The following is a 19,318-nucleotide window of genomic DNA, read 5'->3' on the forward strand; positions in this document are numbered from 1 at the left end:
CAAAACAAAGAAGTAATCCCACCGGAAAGAGCAGTGGCTCCCACCGCAAGGCTTTATGGGGAGAAAGAGTGAATCCGGTGGGTTTAAAACGCAGGAAACCGGGAAGCCGTGACACGGATTGGCACAGGAAAGCGTGAGGGACCGGAAAAGGCCAAGCAGGCGGAAAAGCCATAGCTGGCAAGGGGAAAAGGGAGTCCCGGGTTCCCACCTTTGGGCACACGGCGGGGAGATAAAAGCGGGCTGGCCCGCAGGACGAAAGCCGCCCCCCGCCGCATGCCTGCGGCTTTCCTTCCGGCTTCCTCCAAAGGGCTTTCTGCTGTCGTAGTAAGTCTCGCTAGTTCCGATGTTCAATGTTGTTTCAGCAATGTTGATTCGGTAATCTATAAACTGTAAAATTCCAGATGAATCAGCGGGAATATGTCCACATCCGCTACCAATATATTTAAACTCCCCACTCGCCCCCAATGCCGATTGGAAATTTTTAGACGTACCACCAGTGCCCAATTTAGTAACAACATTTGCGCCTCGCTCAATCAAAACCGTTCCGCCAGATCCAGCGACAGCACCTGAACCTCCACCTATGCCAACACCGACAAATTCGGTTGATGCATTGCAGTTACCGCCAATAGCCTCTACATAAGTATCGGTTTGAATGTAAATGGTTCCAGCATATCCTCCCCTTTGTTCATCGCGGGAGTAAGTGCCTCCACCACCAATTCCAGCTCCACCACTGGCACCGGGCTGTACGGTCTGAGAAGATTTGGTAGTTACAGATGCTCCAGACATGATGCTTAAATATCCGCCTGCCCCGGCATTTGAATTGATACCCGAAGAGCCACCACCACCGATACCAGCGCCGCCACCATCCGTGTAATCTCCACCACCGCCCTCAGCATACACTGATCCGTAAATTATGACTCTTCCCCCGTTGCCCCCATTACTGTCATTACCGCCACCACCGCCACCGATACCGGCTCCGGCACCACGGCCACCACTGAGACCTGCTATCGCTGTTATGTTTGTATGAGGTCCTATATAGATGGTTCCACAATTTTCAGCTGTTACGCCATCACCATAACCATTGCCGCCAATGCCTGCTGCACTGGCAAAATTACCATCTTCTGTTCCGCATAACCCAGCGGTTGCAATTAAAGTGCCTGATGTTTTTCCGTCTCCATGTTCAGTTAGGATGGTTAGTTTAGCATCGGAAACCACATTTATTCCAGCGTATGAGTTTGGTGCAGCTTCTCCGCCATTTACAGTTAATTTACCGTTTATAACTAAAATTAGTTCAGCATCATTCTTAACTGTAAATGGTGCCCCTGCTGATCCGTTTACTGTTATGTTGGCATCTGTCGGTATACGGACTGTAGCTATGCCAGATGTAATTACATAATTTGCGGTATACGATTTGGTTTCAGCAGGAAATTCATATGTTACGCTATCTTGAAGTATTGCTGATGATGGTGGCATAGGCGTGTAGGCCGCTTGCGCTATTGGAGTAATTGAGGGCAACAAGCTCGCCACCATCGCCACTGTCAGCAGCCACGCCATGCCCCTTTCCCCAAACTTTTTATGCATTTTCCTCATTACCATTCGCCCCTTTAAAAGCGTTTTATTGCTTCAGTAATTAGCCTTTTAGGCAGGCCGTGAAGTAATTAATTTCGCGCTGCGGGTTAGGTAAATTGACAATTGTAAAAATGTTCTAATTTTTAACGTTCCATTTTCATCTTGCCTTTTAATCATGTAAAACAGTCACATTTATTAAACTATCCACTTGTCCATGCTCACTTTTTTGTTGCAAATCGTCTAACATATTATCAATCATTGCGTTTGGCTATCAGCAGGTTCAACTGTTCCTTGTGCAATTCCCCTCAAGAAACGCAAAAACTCTTTATTGACACCACTCCCCCACTCCCCTATCATGGTAGGGAGGTCTATTGGGGGGAGAAAATGTGAAAAAAAAATCGTTCTTTAGCATGCTTGGAAAGCGGCGTGGTTTTGTAGTCGGCACATTATTCTGGGTATACGTAGTCCACGGACTGACGTTGATCATGCTAGGTACCGTCCTTCCCAATCTACGTGAGGCTTACGCGCTTGATTATGGCATAGGCGGTATGTTGTTGTCGATCCAGTCAGTAGGTTTTTTGATAACCGGCCTTTTCTCTGGTATGCTCGCGGTCAAATTTGGACTTAAACGCGCGTATTTATTGCTGTTCGCGCTTGGCATTCTCGGTCTCGCCATGCTGCTGGCGGATGGTGCTCCGCTATGGCTTCTCGCAGCCATGCTGCTGATTGGCGTTACAAAAGGTTCGGTGTGTGACTATAACAACCGCGTAGTCAGCAGCTATTCAGGCGGCGACAGCCAGCCGCTCAACCTGCTGCACGCTTTGTACGCAGTCGGCGCATGTCTTGCGCCGCTCGTTGTGTTGCTATGCCTGCGCGCTGACAGCGTATCCGGCTGGCGATTGGCGCTGATAATCGCAATTGCGCTGAATTTAAGCGCATTTATCATCGGTATGTTTATGAAAATGGATCCGGTTGCCGTTGACAGTTGTGAGCAAGCGCAGTCGTCTTTCGGTTTTTTCCGAGAGCGCCTATTTTGGCAAACAACCGCAATCGGATTTTTCTATCAGGCAGTCGAAGCCTCCATTATCGGTTGGCTAACCAGCTTTTATGTCGGCTCGGGCACAATGGACGAAAATTCGGCGCAGCTCGTCACAGCAGTTCTCTGGGTCTCGCTGCTCGTAGGCCGCTTGACCTGCACTTCTGTTGCGGCGCGTTTCCACCCATGGCAAATGATCCTAGTCATGTGCATTGGCATGGCAGCATTTCTCGCGCTGCTGCTTGTCGGCAATTCGCTGCCGTTAATGCTGGCCGCGACCATTGGGCTTGGCCTTTGTATGTCCGGGATGTATGGCACCTCGGTTGCCAACGCGGGAGATATGTTCACGCGTTATCCGATCTGTATGGGCATTTTTGTAACGCTCATCGGCATTGGTGCGGTCGCGGCCCCGACCGCTGTCGGTCTATTGGCCGATTTAGTCGGAATCAGGCTTGGTATGGCGGTACTGCTAGCCGGTGCAGCACTGCTCGTGGTCTCCGCTGTCATCAACGCGCAATATTTTCGAGAGAAAACATAAAAATAGAGCGTCCCGATAATGGGACGCTCATACTTTTATTAAAATAAGTTGACGACACCGAGCACGCCGTTTGACGCAATCAGCATAATAATGCCTGCCGCAAGCACGCCGCCGGTGATAGAAAGCAGCGCCTTGCCTTTCGGCATTTCGAGCAGCGTTGCGATCAAAGCGCCCGACCATGCGCCCGTTCCGGGCAGCGGCACTGCAACAAACAGAAACAAACCGATACGCGCATATTTGGTGACCTTGTCTTTTTTGCTCTCCAATTTGGCCTTATAGCGCGTGACAAACCCGGTGAACGGCCGCAGCGTGCCCACCCAGTCGAGCACCTTTTCTCCGAAAAACAGCACAAACGGAATCGGGATCAGGTTGCCCAGATACGCAAGCGGCAGCACGGTATGCCATTCCATACCGGCCGCGACGCCAAGCGGCACTGCCCCGCGCAGTTCGACCAATGGCACCATTGAAATCAAAACGACCGCAAGTTCGCTTCCCGCGCCAAGCAGCCAATTAAACAGGCTTTGAAACATTTGCAAAGTCCTTTCCGACACACAAAACTCTTGCTTATGATACCCTAAAACCCCTATAAAATCAATAGAAACGAAAAATTTTACAATTGACTGACCTCGATATACGAGGTATACTAAAGATACCTAGAATAACAAGGTATTGGAGGCGATCCATATGCCGCGTAAAAAGGACGACGCTGCTTTCCCCGGCAGCAATACCATGCTCGTACTCGCTCTGCTTGAGGACGAGGATAAATACGGCTATCAGATCATCCGCGAGCTGGAGTGCCGTTCGGACCGCACCTTTTCCATGAAAGAGGGCACGCTCTATCCCATTCTGCACGCGCTTGAAGAGCGAGGTGAAGTGCGTTCCTATGAGCGCGAGAGCGACGCCGGACGCCGCCGCCGCTACTACCAGCTCACCCGGCAGGGCATCAAAACGCTGGCGAAATGCCGCCGGGAATGGCAGGCGTTCTGCAAACAATTCGGCAAGGTGGTCGGAGGTGAGGCATGTGTGCTCGCATGACCGCATTTCCGCTTATCTCGATCTTGTGTGCAGCCATATCCGCTGGAGACCCTACCGCGAGCGCGTCCGCCGCGAGTTGACCGACCATATCCTGACCCGCGCCGAATACCTGCATGGCGAGCGCGGCTTTTCAGAAGAGGAAGCCGTCGCGCAGGCCATCCGCCAGCTTGGCGAGCCGGAGGGACTTGGGCGGATGCTGAACCGCGCGCATTGGCCTTACCGCCGGCTGGCTTTCACGCTTTTCACCTGTGCGGTCTGGGCGGGGATTGTTTATTGCGTCATCCGCATCCTGCTTTGCCTCACCCAATAAAAAGCGTTCTGTTTTTGGAAAACAGAACGCTTTTTTATGCCCTTTTCTGCCGGATCACCGCTGCAGCCCGCCGGACTGTCTGCACCGCGCAGGCCACCAGGATGATGCCGAACGAAATCGCGCCCGCTTCCCGGACCACCAGCCCGCCGTATTGGGCGAAAGCCGCCATATCGCCCTGCACGAGTGCCAGTGTCGTGTAATATAGGTCGCCGCCCGGCACGAGCGGCACCAGCATGGGCACGAGCAGCGTGATTACAGGCGTTTTGATCACGCGCGCAAACACCTCGGCCAGCACAGCAGTCGCGAGTGCGGCAGCGAAAAACGCAGCCACTCGGTCGCCGTACCGCGCAAAAGCAGCGAGGTACGCCACCCAATCGAGCGCGCCACCCACGGCAATCGCAGCGAGCTTACCCGCCGGCACACGGAACAGCAGGCCAAAGCCGACCGCGCCAACCAGCGCCATACCGACCTGCAGCGCCCACTCACCCATCATGCCGCACCTCCAAACCGCATCAGCACGAGCGCGCACCCGGCGGCAATCGCGATGGCGCGTAAAAGCGCCTCGCATGCGCCCAAAAGTCCGCTGATCGTGTCCCCGCCGATCATATCGCGCAGCGAGGTGACGAGCGCGACGCCCGGAATGAGCAGCATGATATTGCCAATGACGATCTTATCCACCGACTGCCCCAGCCCGCACCAGACTGTGACAAACGCCGCAAAGCACATCGCTGCCGATTGCATAATAGTCAACACGATCGGCTGCAGCATTAGCCTCTGTCCCAAGCGCCCAAGCGCATACAGCAACAGGCTACACAGCATGGCGGCGATGCTGTCCCGCAGCGTGCCGCCAAAAAACACGGTAAAGGAGCCTGCAATCAGCAAATATGCTGCGACGCGCTGCCAAGGCGCACAGTCAGGCGCATCCGCGATCTCCCGGACACGGCTTCGCAGTTCCTCCGCGGGAAGCGGGGCGTGGCACACCTCTCGCGACAGCGCGTTAAGCCGGTCGACCCGCGCAAGGTCTGTCTCCCGCCGGGTAACGCGGCGCGTCTGCGTCAGCACCTCGCCGTTTTCGTGCCGCGCCGTCACAATCACGCTCGCCGTAATGGTCAGCACATCGGTGCGGACAAAACCATAGGCGTGCGCCATGCGCCCCATGGTGTCCTCTACCCGACCGACCTCTGCGCCCGCAGTGAGCAATAACTCGCCCGCGTCTAGGATACAGCTTAAAACCTGCTCGTTGTTCTCCATGCGACCCCTCTTACAGCAGCGGCGCGAACAGCCGCAGCACCGACGCCGCGATCGACCGCAGCCACGGCACGCGGCGCAGCCATTCGTCGTCGATCTGGCGGCTCTGTTCGATAGTGTTCAAAATGTCCTGCTTGACCGCACCCACCACTGAGCTTTCATAAAAGCAGGTCGCACACTCAAAATGCAGGAAAAACGAACGGAAATCCATATTGATCGTGCCGACCACCGCTGCGTTGTCATCCGCCACGATACTCTTGGCGTGCAGAAATCCCGGACGGTACTCGTAAATCTTGACGCCCGCCCGGTGGAGCTGCTGATAATACGACCTTGTGATCATATAGACCAGCTTTTTGTCCGGGATGCCCGGCGTCAGGATCCGCACGTCCACGCCCGACTGCGCCGCAATGGTCAGCGCCGTGATCATCTCGTTATCCAGCACCAGATAAGGCGTGGTGATATACACATAGTCCCGTGCCGTCTGCACAATCTGTAAATAGACCGATTCACCAATGTTCAGGTCGTCGAGCGGCGAGTCGGCGAACGGCTGCACATAGCCGTCGGACGGCATTTTAACCGTCGGCAGATAAGGGTCTAGCGGCGGCACAGGCTCGCCGGTGACATATTCCCACATTTGCAGAAACATTGAGGTGATGCTCGCCGTGCCCTCGCCTCGCAGCAGGATGCCGGTATCTTTCCAATGTCCAAACCGCACCTTGACGTTGATGTATTCATCCGCCAGATTGATGCCGCCCATATAGCCCACGTTGCCGTCGATTACCATGATTTTGCGGTGATTGCGGTAATTGAGGTAGGTGTTGAGCGTCGGGATGAAGCGGTTGAAGCGCACCGCGCGAATACCCAGTGTGCCAAGGTATTTGTCGTAGTTTTTGGGAAGCGTCGCGATGCTGCCGACATCATCGTAAATCAGGCGCACATCGACACCCTGCCGGACTTTTTCCTTGAGAATATCCAGAATCGTATCCCACATCACGCCCTGTTCCACGATAAAATATTCCATAAAGACGAATTTTTCCGCCTTTTTCAGTTCCTCACACATAGAGGCGAACATTTCCTCGCCGACCTTGAAATACCTGGTTTCCGTATTCGTCCAGGCGGGCATCCCGTCCAGGTTCTGTACATAACGCGCGCAGGCCGCGTGCTGCGGGTGCTCCCCTGCGAGGGTCTCGGTTGCGGGCGCGCGCAGATAGGCTGTAAAATCCGGCGGCTTTGGCTCGTATTTATGCTGGGTGCGCGCGCGGTTAAACGGCGTGTTGCCCCAGAGCAGATAAAACAGCCCTCCGAACAGGGGCAATACCAAAATAATGATGATCCAAGAAATTTTATACGTTGGATTATCATATTTCCGCACGAGCCAGATCACGATAATAATGCTCAAAACCGTGAGCAGGGTCGACAGCCAGCGCCAGTTCTCCGTTGCCAGCCCCACGCCGAACAGGACGATCAGAAATTGGGCAATCAGCAAAAGTCCGCCAACCACACGGCGGTCGCTGAACATTTTTCCCAGCCATTTACGCATGCCGCACCTCCTTTTTTTGCGCTTTTTCTACAAATATGATGATAGCGCACCCTTTGTCAAAAGTCAACGCATGCGCATTGAACCTTTGGAAAAAATGTGATAAACTAAGCTGAATCATAATTCCATAACATACTGGAGGTTTTCGCCATGCCCCATTCCCCCGTCCCGGCCCAAGAGCTGCGGGACCGCATGGACCGGCTGCGCGCCGCAATGTCGGAAGCGTGCCCCGATTGGTCCATGATGATTCTTGACAACAAAATCGACCTTTATTACCTGACCGGCACCATCCAAGAGGGTGCATTGATCGTCACACCGGACGAAGCCGCGCTGTTCGTGCGCCGCTCATATGACTGCGCGCGCGCCGATTCGCTGTTCCCCGACATCCGCCCGCTCGGCAGCTTCCGCATGATTGCCGAGGCGTTCCCGCGGATTCCGGAGACCGTCCACGTCGCCCAGCGCACGATGACACTGCAAAAGCTCGCCATGCTGCAAAAGTATCTGCCGTTTTCCAAAACCGCGCCGGCAGACGGCGTGCTGGGTGTGCTCCGTTCCCGCAAAAGCGCCTATGAGCTCGACTGTATGCGTCATGCGGGCGCGATCCACGCGCAGGCGCTCGAAAAGATCACCCCCGCGCTGCTTCGGGAGGGCATAAGCGAAGCCCGTTTGTGCGGCGAAATCTGCACCTGGATGCTTGACCGCGGCGCGATGGGCATTTCGCGCTTTAACCAACCCGCCGCCGAGGACGTGCTCGGCGTATGCTCGTTCGGCGAAAACGGCCTTTTGGAAACGCCGAATGACAGCCCAACCGGCACGGCCGGCACCTCGGCCGCCATGAAATCCATTGGTTCGTCCACGCGGCTGCTGCGGCGGGACGAGCCCCTGCTGCTCGACATCCCCTGCGGGTTCCGCGGCTATCACACAGACAAATCCATTTCGTATTTCTTCGGCAAGCTCTCGCGCCATCCGCAGGGCGGGCTGATCCGCGCCGCGCACGAACAGTGCGTGTTTCTGGAGCGGGAGGCCGCGTGCCTGCTCACGCCCGGCGCAGTGCCGAGCGAAATCTATCAAAAGCTTTGCGCCATGTCCGATCCCGCGTTCCGGGAAGGGTTTATGCACGGCGTCAAGTTTTTCGGCCACTCCATCGGGCTGACCATGGACGAAACCCCGGTGATCGCCCGCGGGTTTGACCAGCCGCTCGAGGCTGGACAGACGTTCGCCATCGAGCCCAAGATCGCCCTTAACGGCATCGGCCTCATCGGCAGCGAGAACACCTATGAAGTGGTATCCGAAGGCCCTGCGCGCGCACTGTCCGGCACGTGCGGCGCCCTGTTTGAAATTGACGGATAACAGAGAAAAGGAGTAAATCATGCAACAATTTGTTCTGGTAGCCAATTCCACCATCGATGAAAACGCCGCGTATTTCGCCGAACATGATATTAAGTGCGCCCCCCTGTCGTTCACCATCGACGACCGCACCATTGAGGACGACGGCTTTCAAACCATTTCCTGCAAGCAGTTTTACGACCAGCTCCGCGCGGGCAAAAAATCCTCTACCTCGCAGGCCAAGCTGGAAACGTTCCTGAAGATCTTCCGCGAGGCGCTTGAGGCCGGCAAGGACGTGCTGTACCTCGGCTTTTCCTCCGCGATGTCGGGCTCCTTTCAGGCGGGCTGCATGGCGCGCGACGACCTTGCGCCCGAATTTCCGGACCGCAAAATCCTCTGCGTGGATACGCTTTCCGCTACCGGCGGCGAACGCATCTTGGTCGACAAGGCGCGAGAAATGCGCGACAGCGGCTGCACCGCCGAGGTGACGGCCGAGGCCATCGAGCAGATGAAGCTCCACGTTATTCACCTCATCACGGTCAACGACCTGACCCACCTGCACCGCGGCGGACGGCTTTCCAAAACCTCGGCGGTGGTCGGCGGGCTGCTCGGCATCAAGCCGGTCATTTATGTAAAGAACGACGGCACCATTGCGGTCGGCCATAAGGTGCGCGGCCGCCAGCCGGCGCTGCAATATCTGGGCGACCGCATGCTACGCGAAATATCGGACAAAACGCAGGTCGTCCGTATCTGCCACGGCGACTGCTTGGAGGACGCGGAGTTTTTGCAGCAGTATCTGCTTGAAAAGGGCGGCGTGCGTTCGGAAATCCAGGTGTGCGGCACCGTCATCGGCACGCACGCAGGGCCGGGCGTTATCGTGCTGGCCTATATCGGCGCCGAGCGCAAGCCTGAATAAACGCAAAAGCGCCACTTCCTGCCGAAGCGGCGCTTTTCTCTTGCTAACAAACCTCCTTTGCGCTGCATAGACTGGCGCAAAGGAGGTTTTTCCTATGAACAAATCGGCGACGCTCGCGGTCGTCGGCGGCGATGTTCGGCAGGCCTATCTGGCCGAACTGCTGCGCGCCGAGGGGCACGAGGTGCGCGTTTACGCGCTCGAACGCCATCCCATACACGGCTGCGACCAACTTTCCGACCTGCGCACCGGACTGCCGGGCGTGCAGGCCGTCGTTCTGCCCATGCCCGTCCAGCACGGGGAAGCCCAGCTCAATGCCCCGCTCGCGAATGCGCCGCATCCGCTCGGAGACGTGCTGGATGCGATCCCCGCCGGCACGCTGACACTCGGCGGCGCGGTGCCCTTCTGGGTCCATGCGCGCGCGGTGCAGAACGAACTGCATCTTTTGGACTACTTATCCCGCGACGAACTGGCGATCCGCAACGCGGTCCCTGTTTTGTTAGCGGTTTGCACACGCTCAGTCATGCGGCCGCTGATAAAAATTGCCCGCCACCTGGTCGGTCTTTAAAATATTGATAAAGGCTTTAGGGTCTGTCTCGCGCACCCTGCGCGTAAGCAGCTTCACCTGGTCGCCCGATATGACCGAATACAGCATGTCCCGTTCCTCCCCGTTATATAGGCCGGTTCCCCGGAACAGCGTCGCGCCATGGTGGGTCACGTCTTTGATCTGCTCGTAGATCTCATCCGCCTTATTGGAAATAATGAACAGCGTCGTGCGCTTATAGCGCGGGTTTATCATGTGCACGACTTGAGTAGACGCAAACTGGAAAATGATAGAGTACAGCGCCTTGTCCCAGCCAAACAGCACACCCGCGATTACCAGCATAGCCGCATTGCCAAGCAGGATATAATTCCATGCGTCAATATTCAGCCGCTCGGACAGGGCGACCGCGATAAAGTCCGTTCCCCCGCTGGTCGCGCGTCCCAGCAGACACAGGCTTATGGCAAAGCCGTTGATAATACCGCCGAAAATACAAACGAGCAGCACATCGTTGGTCAGCGGCATCGCGGGAATCAGGTCGGTCAGAACGCTTGTCAGCACAATCATCAAGCAGGAATACAGCGTAAACCGTTTGCCGATCAGCCGGAAACTGATGGCCGCAGGCACCGCGTTGAGCAGGAAATTCACCACGGTAAACGACAGTGAAATGTCGAAAAACTGCTGCGCGCTGCGCTGGATGAGCAGGGTCAGGCCGTTAAAACCGCCGGGAAACAAGCCGCCCGCCTCCACAAAGCTTTTGATATTGGCCGCCATTACCACGGATGCCAGCACGATCAGCAGCAGCCGTTTGACGCGGTCATACACGGTATCCGCGCCGTGCGGCAGCGGGTTTTCCGCAGATTTCATCCCATGCGCCCCCTTTTACAGCTTGCACTTGTATTATATCATACCCACTGCTTTGCGCAAGCCCTCCCCCAAAAGCAAAAGCGCGCCGTTTCCCTCACGTATCAGAAACGACGCGCCAATTCAATCTTCTTCATAAAGCAGGATATTTGCGATCTTATTGATAAAATCCCGGTTGCTCGGGCGGCCGTTATCCGGCTTGAACGCTGTGCCCATATAATACTGCTGGCGTTCGATGCTGCCATGCGTCCACGCACTTTCAATGGCATTGCGAATATTCCGCTCCACACGGGACGCCCGTGTGCCAAACTTTTTCGCGACCGCAGGGTACACCTCTTTGGTGATACCGCTAATGGCGCGTTCGCTCGTGGCCACGATATGGATTGCTTCGGAGGTTTCGTTGTATCCTTTGGTGCCGGCTGACATGCCGATCTCGCTGAGGATCGTTTGGATCCGCCGCCGCAGATTTTTGTCTATATTTTTCGTGCTGAGCTGCGCTTTGGCATCCGACCATAACAAAATCCGTTCCAGCAGCACCTCGGGAAGCACCGGCTTGTGCAGCAGTGTGTCGACCCCCAAAAGCTCACATTCAGCACTGAACTGTCTGCTGATGAATACGCTTAGCATCATGACGCCCGTTTTCACACCGCTATCCCGCAGTTGTTTAGCGATCAGCAACCCGTCCGTTTTGGGCAGCGCCGCATCGATCACCAGCAGGCTGGGTTTGCTGGCATGGATCGTTCTAAGCGCTTCTTCCCCGCTCTGCACAATTCCGATCAGGGCGATCTGCGGACAATTCTTCAATGTTTCCGCGGCGCGGATACAGAATTGCTTATCCCCATCCGCCAGCAGTACACGGATCTTCTCCGGCTCTTTCATGAAGCTCCCACTCCTTATATGCCGTTTCCAACATATCCCTCAATCAGTAATTTACCATATCCTTTCTGCTGAATGCAAGGAAACTGTCGTTTTCTGTCAGATCATTCGATCGCCATTTGTCGACATCCACCGTCATGCGTCCCTGCGAAACGCCCGCGGCGTCATGCCGAACTCGCGCTTGAACGCTTTTAAAAAGTTGGAATAATCTCCGAAGCCGCATGCTGTACACGCCTCCATCACCGGCATCCCCTGCCGCAGCATCTGCCGCGCCGTGCCCAGACGCTTTTTCATGATGTAGCCGTAGATTGTCATACCGGTGTAGGCTTTAAAACGGTTGCTCAAATAGTATTTACTCAAGAAACAGATGCGGCTCAAATCGTCGAGCGTCAATTCGTCCTGCAGATGGCCGTTGATATAGGCCACCACTTCGTTGATCTTCCGGTCCTGCGTCACCTCGACGGATGTTTCCTCGCTCATTTCAAAATAAGTCATGTTGAGCCGGGCCAGAAACTCCAGCAGGTACGCGTGGCTCAGCATGTCATAGCCATAAGCGGTATCCGAACAGGTTTGCCCAAGCTGAATACACAGCTTTTTGAGCTGTGTGACGCGCCCCGCCCCCGGGCGGATAAGCCTGAACCCCTTTTTCGCCGCGTCTTCAAAGCAGGCAAGCACACTGCTTCCGCCGAGCGCGTCCAGCCGCGCGAGGTATTCCGGACGCAGCCAAAACAGGTACCGTTCGTAGGTCTGTCCCGGTCCGATGACCGGCTGGTGGATATCACGTGGGCTGGTCAGCAGGATATCACCGGGGTGGAGCGTGTACGTACGCCCCTCGATCATATATTCGACATCGCCCGACAAAAAGAAAAACACCTCGTAAAACGTGTGTTCATGCGCCTCAACCGTCCGCGGTTCGGTATCCGCGTAATGGAAAAACTCAAAGGTATCGGTGCGCATGTTTTGCCGCTTGGTAAACGGTACTTGGTCGTTTTTCACAAAATCCACCGCCCCTTTCTGTACATGCTGAAATTATACCGCAAGATTCACCAGGTTTCAAGCACCATTCGCCACGCAAACTGCAATTTCACCTGTTATAATAGACATATATCCGCAGGGCCACGGCGCCCTCCAGAAAGGACGTATGTTTATGCAAATGACATTCCGTTGGTACGGCGAGGGCAACGACAGCGTGACCCTCGACCAGATCCGCCAGATCCCGGGTGTGTCCGGCGTGGTCTGGGCGCTCCATGAGAAGCCCGTTGGCGAGGTCTGGACGGTAGAGGACATCGAAGCCGTCAAAAAGCAGGTGGAGCCTTATGGCCTGAACTTGGATGTCGTCGAGTCGGTCAACGTGCACGACGATATCAAAATCGGCCTGCCCACGCGCGACCAGTATATCGAAAACTACAAGCAGACGCTCAAAAATTTAGCGAAATTCGGCGTCAAGGTCGTGTGCTACAACTTTATGCCGGTCTTCGACTGGACGCGCACCGATCTGTTCCACCCGATGCCGGACGGTTCTACCGCGCTGTTCTATGAGAAGAGCGTCATTAAAGAAGACGCGAAAGAGATGGCCGAGTACATCCTCAAGGAGTGCGAGGGTTACACGATGCCCGGCTGGGAGCCCGAGCGCCTTGCCAAGCTCGAGGATCTCTTCGAGGCTTACCGCCCGGTGACCAAGGAAAAGCTTTGGGAGAACCTAAAGTATTTCCTCGAGGCCATCATGCCCACCTGCCACGAGTGCGATATTAAAATGGCCATCCATCAGGACGATCCCCCCTGGGATATCTTTGGCCTGCCGCGCCTGCTGGTCGACGCGCCCGCGATCGACAAGTTCCTCTCCATGGTGGACGACCCCTATAACTGCCTGACGCTGTGTTCGGGCTCGTTGGGTGCCAACCCGGAGAATAACGTCGCCTCGATCATCCGCAAGCACTGCGACCGCATCGCGTTCGCGCATGTGCGCAACGTCAAGCACTTCCCCAACGGCGACTTCACCGAAGCGTCCCACCGCGACTGCGATGGCGACGTCGGCATTCTGGATATCATGAAAGCCTACCACGACTGCGGCTTCAAGGGCTATATGCGTCCTGACCACGGCCGCCATATCTGGGGCGAAAAATGCCGCCCCGGCTACGGCCTCTACGACCGTGCGCTTGGTATCATGTACCTCTGGGGTTGCTGGGATATGCTCGACAAGACCGAGGGCAAGGTATAATTTTTTGCAAACGCCAAAGGGCCAGCCATTACGGCTGGCCCTTTTCCTGTGACTGTATCCAGAAGCTGTCGATGCAGGTGCGGTAGGACACGCCCCGCCCCGTGGTATGATAGGTAAAATAAAAGCCTGCGGGCAGGCTGTTCAGACGAAACACAAGCCGTCCCTCCTCTGCTTTCACCTGCCCCAGCAGCTCGCCCAGCACGGCTTCTGAGCGGCACAGCCGTTCGATGAGCGCCGCTTCATCCGGGCAGGCGGCCGGCTGCTGCATCTCTTTTAACCGGCGTTCAAACGCAGCAAGTTCTCCGTCGTATCGCCGTCTGACCTCGGCAAATTCCTGTTCGGAGATCGTCCCGGCCAAAAAAGCGTCCATTGCCCGCGCTTTTTTGCGCCGCACCCGCTCGATCTCGGCCGTTACAGCCGCTTTGCCGTCCCCCGGCGAGGCAAGTGCCCGCCATGCATGGAGCACCTGCCCCGCTTGCTGGGGCATATCAACCGAAAGCGCCGCCAGCAGGTGTTCCATGCACGCTTTCAGCACCCGTTCACCCACCGACCGCGCGCCGCAGTTCCGGCACGTCCATAGACGGTAAACCGAGCCATCCACACGTTTCGAAGTGCGCAGCGTCATGCGGCCGCCACACGCGCCGCAAAGCACCTTGCCCGAACACCAGTACCGTCCCGAATGCCGGGTGCTGTGCGTGCGCTGGGACGCGCGGCGCGAAAGCTCGGCCTGTGCGCGCTCGAACGTCTCCCGGCTGACGACCGCTTCATGGTGCCCGCGCAGGTACACCTGCTCCTCCTGTCCGGTATTCCGCACCGTCCGGTGGCTCAAATAATCAGGCGTACAAGTCTTTCGCTGCAGCAAATCGCCGCAATATTTCTCGTTTCGCAGCACGCGCAGCGTCATAGTGGACGACCACGGCCTGCCCGCCCCGCTGGGCGCGGGCACGCCCGCTTCGGTCAGCTCCCGCGCAATGACGTGCGTACCCTTGCCCTCCTCCAAAAACTTGGCATAGATCAGCCGGACGATCTCCGCTTCGTGCTGTTTAACAGTCAATGTGCCTCCCGACACCCGAAAGCCGTACAGATTATCCGCGCCAAACACCACACCGCGTTCCATCGACCGCCGCTGCCCCCATTTTACGCGCTCCGAGGTCTTTCGGCTCTCCTCCTGCGCCACGCTCGCCATAATGGTCAGGCGGAACTCGCCGTCGTTTTCGCGCGTGTCAATGTTGTCGGACAGGAATTTTACGCCCACGCCAAGCGCTTTCAGGCGGCGCGTATAGGCAAGCGCGTCGACGGTGTTGCGCGCGAAGCGGGAGACCTCTTTGGTCAAAATCAGGTCGATCTCACCGCGCTCCGCTGCCGCGATCATCGCATTGAACTGTGCGCGGCGGCGGGTCGAGGTGCCTGTGATGCCCTCGTCGGCATAGATGCCGGTCAGCGTCCAGCCGGGATGCTGACTGATATACTGCTCAAAATATTGTTTTTGGTTTTGCAGTGAGTTCAGCTGGTCGCTCTGGTCGGTGGACACGCGGCAGTACGCGGCGACGCGAAGCGGCGCGCTCACCGGTCATCCGCGAGCAGCAGCTGCTGCTCGCGCCCAGTCAGCAGCCCCGCCTCATGCAGCGCAAGGATCATGCCGCGCCGCACCAACCGCAAAAGCTCCTTGCGCTGTTCTTCGGAAAGGTTCATGCCATCCCTCCTCGACGGCATTGTATGCGCGCTTGCTCCGAAGCATGTCATACCGCTAACAAACTCCCTACCTGTGAGGGTGCCATCCAGCTCGCCATGGAGCAAACGCCGTACACCATTCAGGGGGCGGCCTGTCTGGTCATCGGCAACGGCCGGCTGGGCAGCCTGCTCGCGCACAAGCTACAGGTGCTCGGCGCGCATGTGACCGTGTCCGCGCGTTCGGCGCAGGATTTTGCCAAGATCGCGACCGCCGGCCTGCCCGCGCTCGATACCCGAAAGCTTGCTGGCGCGCTGCGGCAGTTTGACCTGATTTTCAACACCGTGCCCGCGCCCGTGCTCGGCTCCGCAGAACTGGCGGACGTTTCCCCGCAGGGGCTTATCATCGACCTGGCTTCGCTTCCGGGCGGCGTGGCCGCAGACGCTCTGCCGCCAGACGGCTGCCGCATCCTGCACGCGCTCAGCCTGCCGGGACGGGTCGCGCCGCTGTCCGCCGCACGCGCCGTGCGCGACACCGTGCTCACCATGCTCGAAGAGGAGGGCGTGCTATGACGAAACCCATCCGGGCCGGCCTTGCGCTGACCGGTTCTTTCTGTACGTTCGCGCGCGTCCTGCGCGTGCTCGAAACCCTGCTTCAAAAGGGGTATGAGGTCACGCCGATCCTTTCTTACAACGCGGGTTCGCTCGACACGCGCTTCGGCACCGCCGCTGAATGGCGGGAAAAGCTGGAGGCGCTGACCGGCCGCCCTGTCATCGATTCTCTCGTCGCCGCCGAGCCCATCGGCCCGAAGGCGCTGTTTGACGTGCTGGCGGTCGCGCCCTGCACGGGCAACACGCTGGCGAAGCTCGCCCATGGCGTGACCGATACGCCGGTCACCATGGCGGTGAAGAGCCATCTGCGCGGCGAAAAGCCGGTCGTACTCGCCGTGTCGACCAACGACGCGCTTTCGGGCAGCGCCGCGAACATCGGCGCGCTGCTGAGCCGCCGACATTACTATTTCGTCCCGATGCGGCAGGACGCGCCGCTTGCCAAGCCGCGCTCGCTGGTCGCCCAAATGGAACTGCTGCCCGACACGATCGAGGCGGCGCTCGCCGGCTCCCAGTTGCAGCCGATCCTGCTGGAACCCGGTCAAGGATAAGGCAAAGGCCATCCCGGCAGGATGGCCTTTTTCGCGCTTCATCGGCTCTGTTTTTCCAGTTCGGTCACCTGCCGCTTGAGCGTCCGGATCTCTTCACGCTGTTCCAAAATAATGCGGAAGAGCGTCTGCTCGGGCGTTCGGTCGGCGCTCACCTCTTTTTGCCGTCCCAGTTCCCCCGCCTCATATGCCTGCCGCCAGTGATAAGCCGCCCGCTCGATGCGCTTGTTTCCCAAAAGATCCAGCGGAAACCCGGCCTCCTCAAAAATTTTACGCGGCGCCGTCCCCTCTAAGTAGCGGTTCATAAAATGCAGTTTGAACGCGTTTGTATAGCGTATCTCACGGGGTGTGACTGAAAACACGTTGGGATTCCTGCGCAGGCTGTCCATTTCTTCTTGTGTAAACAACCGTTTTCTCATGCGATGCTGCTCCTTATGTCCCGCACACATAATTTTCATTATGTGCCTCGGGAAACAGCTCGCTTTTTGTCAAGGCAGAACCATTTTTAGTATAATATTTGACATTTTAAACTGATTATGAAACATTTGTATTTATTTGACATCCAAGTGTGCGTTTTCTTTAACCTGTCCCTCACACAGGTTTGTTTGCCATGCCTTTTTTTCAACCATTCTTGCGAACGCGCAAAAAATAAGTTATAATAAAATGCAATAGCATATGTAGGAAAAAAACAAACGGCACATAATGAAAATTATGTGTCTTTTTTATATCCTAAATGACCAGACACATGCGCGCCATCAGGCGCTCATGTTCACGGCCGCATTCGCGCGTATAGATCCGGGTCGTGTTGATATTGCTGTGCCCCAGCAGGTCGGCCAGCCTTCCAAGGTCTTTTTCCATGGCGTAAAATGTGCGGGCAAACAAATGGCGCAGATTATGCGGGAATACCTTGGCAGGATCGACCCTTGCGAAGCGGCACAGCGCTTTCATATCCGCCCAGATATGATGGCGGCTCACAGCACGGCCAAACCGCGTGACAAACACGCATCCTGTTTTTATGCCGTTTCGCTTCACATAGCTCACAAGCTCTTTGCGCAACTTGCGCACCAGAAACACCGTTCTCCGCTTGCCCTTGCAGCATACGTCCACGCGTCCTGTGCGCAGCGATTCGACCGTGATAAACCGCACTTCGGATACACGGATACCGGTGGCGCAGATCGTCTCCATCAGCAGATACAACCGCTCATTTTTCTGATTGCGCGCGGTCTGCAGCAAACGGATATATTCCTCGCGCGTTAGCTCCTTTTCCGGTTCGGAGAACATACGTCGCTGCAGCCGAAGCGGCTTGACCCGAAATTGCGGATATCCGGCAAAGCTAAAAAATGCGTTCATTGCCGCCAGCATGGAATTGACGCTTGCAGGCGCATACCGCACAGTCAAAAACTGTTTATAGTCGATCACCCGCTGACGTGTAACCTCCGCGTCCGTACCTAAAAACGCTTTAAACGTTTTTAAGTCGCGCAGATATTTTTCGATCGTGAGCGCACTGCGTTCAGCTTCGGCCAGCCATTGACAGAACTTTTCCAGCTGTGCCTGTTCCAGAATCAACTCATCCAAAATAAACGCCTCCTTTTCTTTCTGTTATTGTCCCGCTGATCCGAACGCCCTATACGGTGCCTTCTAAGGACAAGCTATAAAAAACAAAACACCATCCAATAGATGGCGTTTTTCCGTTTTACGCAACCAAGCATCGATTTAACGCATTAAGATGCTTCTTCACGAAATCATAACACACAACAGCCGTCTTGTCCAGTTATGCATGAGAAAGGAGCCCCGCGTCAAAAGACGCGGGACTCCCCTTTACAGTTCTCATTTACCGGAGCAGTGGCAGGCTCCCGGTCAGCTTATTGACCAGCTTTTTTGCGCCGCAAATCCCAATCCCCAAATAGGTGTATGCGCTCTCTTCCGTATGCGCTGCTTTTTCGATAAACTCCTCATAAACATTGCAGCTTTGCGCCACATCCGAAAAGTCAACGACGATCAGCTCCGCAAATTCCGGCTGGTAAAGCTGCTGACGGATCGCGCGCAGCCGCGCTTGGTCTGCTTTCAGGATCGGAACCGGGATCTGAATGATGCCCCGGTGCATCCGGCCCGTCTGGTCCGTCACATCCGGCCCTACGGTTTCCGGAAGATGCTTTCCCAGTGTGATGCCCAGAATCCCGGCGGTGTTTGCGAGGATGCCCAGTGGAAGCGTCTCATCCATCACCATCACACATTTTTCATTTTGCAGTTCCATCAATACCATGCTCCTTGTGCGTTTTTCTGTTTTCCGAGAGGAACAGGCCGGCCAGTGTCAAAACAATGCCCCATATCGTTGCCCATCCCATCCTTGTATTATAGAGTAGTAGTTATTAAAGCCCCTCTCCAAGGGCTGTGCTACACTGTAAGGGATGCTGTGGATTGGTTGCACCCTCCTACCACAAGATGGTTCAAGAAAGGTTCCAACCACAGCCCTTTGCAGTTT

The 19,318-nt window shown here is 56.2% G+C and carries 21 protein-coding genes and 1 pseudogene; 9 read left to right on the forward strand and 13 right to left on the reverse strand.

Annotation, left to right across the window (positions count from 1 at the left end; genetic code table 11):
* Positions 1–1,554 (reverse strand): annotated as a pseudogene (locus tag SO058_RS04860) (hypothetical protein); the annotation flags it as partial.
* Between the two features lie 425 nt (positions 1,555–1,979).
* Between SO058_RS04860 and SO058_RS04865 the strand changes: the two are divergent.
* Positions 1,980–3,143, forward strand: coding sequence for an MFS transporter (locus SO058_RS04865; protein WP_320841897.1), 1,164 nt, complete (start codon positions 1,980–1,982; stop codon positions 3,141–3,143).
* Between the two features lie 38 nt (positions 3,144–3,181).
* Here the strand turns inward: SO058_RS04865 and SO058_RS04870 are convergent, their stop codons facing one another.
* Positions 3,182–3,673: a COG2426 family protein gene (locus SO058_RS04870; RefSeq protein ID WP_320841877.1), complete on the reverse strand. Its 492-nt coding sequence runs from the start codon at positions 3,671–3,673 to the stop codon at positions 3,182–3,184.
* A 154-nt stretch (positions 3,674–3,827) separates the two neighbouring features.
* Between SO058_RS04870 and SO058_RS04875 the strand changes: the two genes are divergently transcribed.
* Complete coding sequence (locus tag SO058_RS04875; protein WP_320841878.1) at positions 3,828–4,178, forward strand: PadR family transcriptional regulator; 351 nt, start codon at positions 3,828–3,830, stop codon at positions 4,176–4,178.
* Positions 4,165–4,488, forward strand: coding sequence for a permease prefix domain 1-containing protein (locus tag SO058_RS04880; protein ID WP_320841879.1), 324 nt, complete (start codon positions 4,165–4,167; stop codon positions 4,486–4,488). Before SO058_RS04875 ends, SO058_RS04880 begins: the two co-directional genes overlap by 14 nt.
* 34 nt (positions 4,489–4,522) lie before the next feature.
* Here SO058_RS04880 and SO058_RS04885 read toward each other — a convergent pair whose 3' ends face one another.
* The 3 genes from SO058_RS04885 to cls are packed head-to-tail and all read right to left on the reverse strand — an operon-like array spanning position 4,523 to position 7,276.
* Entirely contained in the window at positions 4,523–4,981 is a 459-nt protein-coding gene (locus tag SO058_RS04885; protein WP_320841880.1) for a threonine/serine exporter family protein, read from the reverse strand.
* Positions 4,978–5,739: a threonine/serine exporter family protein gene (locus SO058_RS04890; RefSeq protein ID WP_320841881.1), complete on the reverse strand. Its 762-nt coding sequence runs from the start codon at positions 5,737–5,739 to the stop codon at positions 4,978–4,980. The genes SO058_RS04885 and SO058_RS04890 overlap by 4 nt, the downstream gene beginning before the upstream one ends.
* Before the next feature lie 10 nt (positions 5,740–5,749).
* Positions 5,750–7,276, reverse strand: a complete 1,527-nt coding sequence (cls, locus tag SO058_RS04895; protein ID WP_320841882.1) for a cardiolipin synthase — start codon at positions 7,274–7,276, stop codon at positions 5,750–5,752.
* Between the two features lie 147 nt (positions 7,277–7,423).
* Here cls and SO058_RS04900 point away from each other — a divergent pair, with 147 nt between their 5' ends.
* The 3 genes from SO058_RS04900 (at position 7,424) to SO058_RS04910 (ending at position 10,080) form a co-directional block, all read left to right on the forward strand.
* The gene (locus SO058_RS04900; RefSeq protein WP_320841883.1) at positions 7,424–8,623 is read left to right on the forward strand and encodes a M24 family metallopeptidase; all 1,200 of its coding nucleotides are present in this window, start codon (positions 7,424–7,426) and stop codon (positions 8,621–8,623) included.
* Between the two features lie 19 nt (positions 8,624–8,642).
* The gene (locus tag SO058_RS04905; protein WP_320841884.1) at positions 8,643–9,515 is read left to right on the forward strand and encodes a DegV family protein; all 873 of its coding nucleotides are present in this window, start codon (positions 8,643–8,645) and stop codon (positions 9,513–9,515) included.
* Positions 9,516–9,609: 94 nt separating this feature from the next.
* Entirely contained in the window at positions 9,610–10,080 is a 471-nt protein-coding gene (locus SO058_RS04910) for a dipicolinate synthase subunit A N-terminal domain-containing protein (RefSeq protein ID WP_320841885.1), read from the forward strand.
* Here SO058_RS04910 and SO058_RS04915 read toward each other — a convergent pair.
* The 3 genes from SO058_RS04915 to SO058_RS04925 form a co-directional block, all read right to left on the reverse strand.
* Positions 10,030–10,920, reverse strand: a complete 891-nt coding sequence (locus SO058_RS04915; RefSeq protein ID WP_320841886.1) for a YitT family protein — start codon at positions 10,918–10,920, stop codon at positions 10,030–10,032. The two genes, SO058_RS04910 and SO058_RS04915, sit on opposite strands and share 51 nt — an antisense overlap.
* 120 nt (positions 10,921–11,040) lie before the next feature.
* Positions 11,041–11,796 (reverse strand): sporulation initiation factor Spo0A C-terminal domain-containing protein, encoded by a 756-nt coding sequence (locus SO058_RS04920; RefSeq protein ID WP_320841887.1) that lies wholly within the window; start codon positions 11,794–11,796, stop codon positions 11,041–11,043.
* Positions 11,797–11,928: 132 nt separating this feature from the next.
* Positions 11,929–12,789 carry an AraC family transcriptional regulator gene (locus SO058_RS04925; RefSeq protein ID WP_320841888.1) on the reverse strand — a complete coding sequence of 287 codons (861 nt, stop codon included), beginning with the start codon at positions 12,787–12,789 and terminating at the stop codon, positions 11,929–11,931.
* A gap of 151 nt (positions 12,790–12,940) precedes the next feature.
* Here SO058_RS04925 and uxuA point away from each other — a divergent pair, with 151 nt between their 5' ends.
* Positions 12,941–14,011, forward strand: coding sequence for a mannonate dehydratase (gene uxuA, locus SO058_RS04930; protein ID WP_320841889.1), 1,071 nt, complete (start codon positions 12,941–12,943; stop codon positions 14,009–14,011).
* Positions 14,012–14,039: 28 nt separating this feature from the next.
* Here the strand turns inward: uxuA and SO058_RS04935 are convergent, their stop codons facing one another.
* A complete protein-coding gene (locus SO058_RS04935; protein ID WP_320841890.1) occupies positions 14,040–15,578 on the reverse strand; it encodes a recombinase family protein in 1,539 nt (512 codons plus the stop codon).
* A complete protein-coding gene (locus SO058_RS04940) occupies positions 15,575–15,703 on the reverse strand; it encodes a hypothetical protein (protein ID WP_320841891.1) in 129 nt (42 codons plus the stop codon). The genes SO058_RS04935 and SO058_RS04940 overlap by 4 nt, the downstream gene beginning before the upstream one ends.
* A gap of 96 nt (positions 15,704–15,799) precedes the next feature.
* Here SO058_RS04940 and SO058_RS04945 point away from each other — a divergent pair, with 96 nt between their 5' ends.
* Positions 15,800–16,252, forward strand: coding sequence for an NAD(P)-dependent oxidoreductase (locus SO058_RS04945; RefSeq protein ID WP_320841892.1), 453 nt, complete (start codon positions 15,800–15,802; stop codon positions 16,250–16,252).
* A complete protein-coding gene (locus tag SO058_RS04950; protein WP_320841893.1) occupies positions 16,249–16,839 on the forward strand; it encodes a dipicolinate synthase subunit B in 591 nt (196 codons plus the stop codon). Before SO058_RS04945 ends, SO058_RS04950 begins: the two co-directional genes overlap by 4 nt.
* A gap of 38 nt (positions 16,840–16,877) precedes the next feature.
* Here SO058_RS04950 and SO058_RS04955 read toward each other — a convergent pair whose 3' ends face one another.
* From SO058_RS04955 to SO058_RS04965, 3 genes are all read right to left on the reverse strand, one after another.
* Entirely contained in the window at positions 16,878–17,255 is a 378-nt protein-coding gene (locus SO058_RS04955) for an HTH domain-containing protein (RefSeq protein ID WP_320841894.1), read from the reverse strand.
* A 310-nt stretch (positions 17,256–17,565) separates the two neighbouring features.
* Entirely contained in the window at positions 17,566–18,411 is an 846-nt protein-coding gene (locus SO058_RS04960; protein ID WP_320841895.1) for a tyrosine-type recombinase/integrase, read from the reverse strand.
* 256 nt (positions 18,412–18,667) lie between these two features.
* Positions 18,668–19,090, reverse strand: a complete 423-nt coding sequence (locus SO058_RS04965; protein ID WP_320841896.1) for a DUF2000 domain-containing protein — start codon at positions 19,088–19,090, stop codon at positions 18,668–18,670.
* Between the last annotated feature and the right edge of the window lie 228 nt (positions 19,091–19,318).

The organism is Agathobaculum sp. (genome assembly GCF_034098985.1).
GTDB lineage: Bacteria > Bacillota > Clostridia > Oscillospirales > Butyricicoccaceae > Agathobaculum.

Excerpts from the sequence above, each read along its gene's own strand:
- SO058_RS04915 (WP_320841886.1), bottom strand. The coding sequence starts at position 10,920 with ATGAAATCTGCGGAAAACCCGCTGCCGCACGGCGCGGATACCGTGTAT.
- SO058_RS04965 (WP_320841896.1), bottom strand. The coding sequence starts at position 19,090 with ATGGAACTGCAAAATGAAAAATGTGTGATGGTGATGGATGAGACGCTT.
- SO058_RS04890 (WP_320841881.1), bottom strand. The coding sequence starts at position 5,739 with ATGGAGAACAACGAGCAGGTTTTAAGCTGTATCCTAGACGCGGGCGAG.
- SO058_RS04900 (WP_320841883.1), top strand. The coding sequence starts at position 7,424 with ATGCCCCATTCCCCCGTCCCGGCCCAAGAGCTGCGGGACCGCATGGAC.
- SO058_RS04885 (WP_320841880.1), bottom strand. The coding sequence starts at position 4,981 with ATGATGGGTGAGTGGGCGCTGCAGGTCGGTATGGCGCTGGTTGGCGCG.
- SO058_RS04905 (WP_320841884.1), top strand. The coding sequence starts at position 8,643 with ATGCAACAATTTGTTCTGGTAGCCAATTCCACCATCGATGAAAACGCC.
- SO058_RS04940 (WP_320841891.1), bottom strand. The coding sequence starts at position 15,703 with ATGAACCTTTCCGAAGAACAGCGCAAGGAGCTTTTGCGGTTGGTGCGG.
- SO058_RS04945 (WP_320841892.1), top strand. The coding sequence starts at position 15,800 with ATGGAGCAAACGCCGTACACCATTCAGGGGGCGGCCTGTCTGGTCATC.
- SO058_RS04920 (WP_320841887.1), bottom strand. The coding sequence starts at position 11,796 with ATGAAAGAGCCGGAGAAGATCCGTGTACTGCTGGCGGATGGGGATAAG.
- cls (WP_320841882.1), bottom strand. The coding sequence starts at position 7,276 with ATGCGTAAATGGCTGGGAAAAATGTTCAGCGACCGCCGTGTGGTTGGC.
- uxuA (WP_320841889.1), top strand. The coding sequence starts at position 12,941 with ATGCAAATGACATTCCGTTGGTACGGCGAGGGCAACGACAGCGTGACC.
- SO058_RS04865 (WP_320841897.1), top strand. The coding sequence starts at position 1,980 with ATGCTTGGAAAGCGGCGTGGTTTTGTAGTCGGCACATTATTCTGGGTA.
- SO058_RS04950 (WP_320841893.1), top strand. The coding sequence starts at position 16,249 with ATGACGAAACCCATCCGGGCCGGCCTTGCGCTGACCGGTTCTTTCTGT.
- SO058_RS04875 (WP_320841878.1), top strand. The coding sequence starts at position 3,828 with ATGCCGCGTAAAAAGGACGACGCTGCTTTCCCCGGCAGCAATACCATG.
- SO058_RS04870 (WP_320841877.1), bottom strand. The coding sequence starts at position 3,673 with ATGTTTCAAAGCCTGTTTAATTGGCTGCTTGGCGCGGGAAGCGAACTT.
- SO058_RS04955 (WP_320841894.1), bottom strand. The coding sequence starts at position 17,255 with ATGAGAAAACGGTTGTTTACACAAGAAGAAATGGACAGCCTGCGCAGG.
- SO058_RS04910 (WP_320841885.1), top strand. The coding sequence starts at position 9,610 with ATGAACAAATCGGCGACGCTCGCGGTCGTCGGCGGCGATGTTCGGCAG.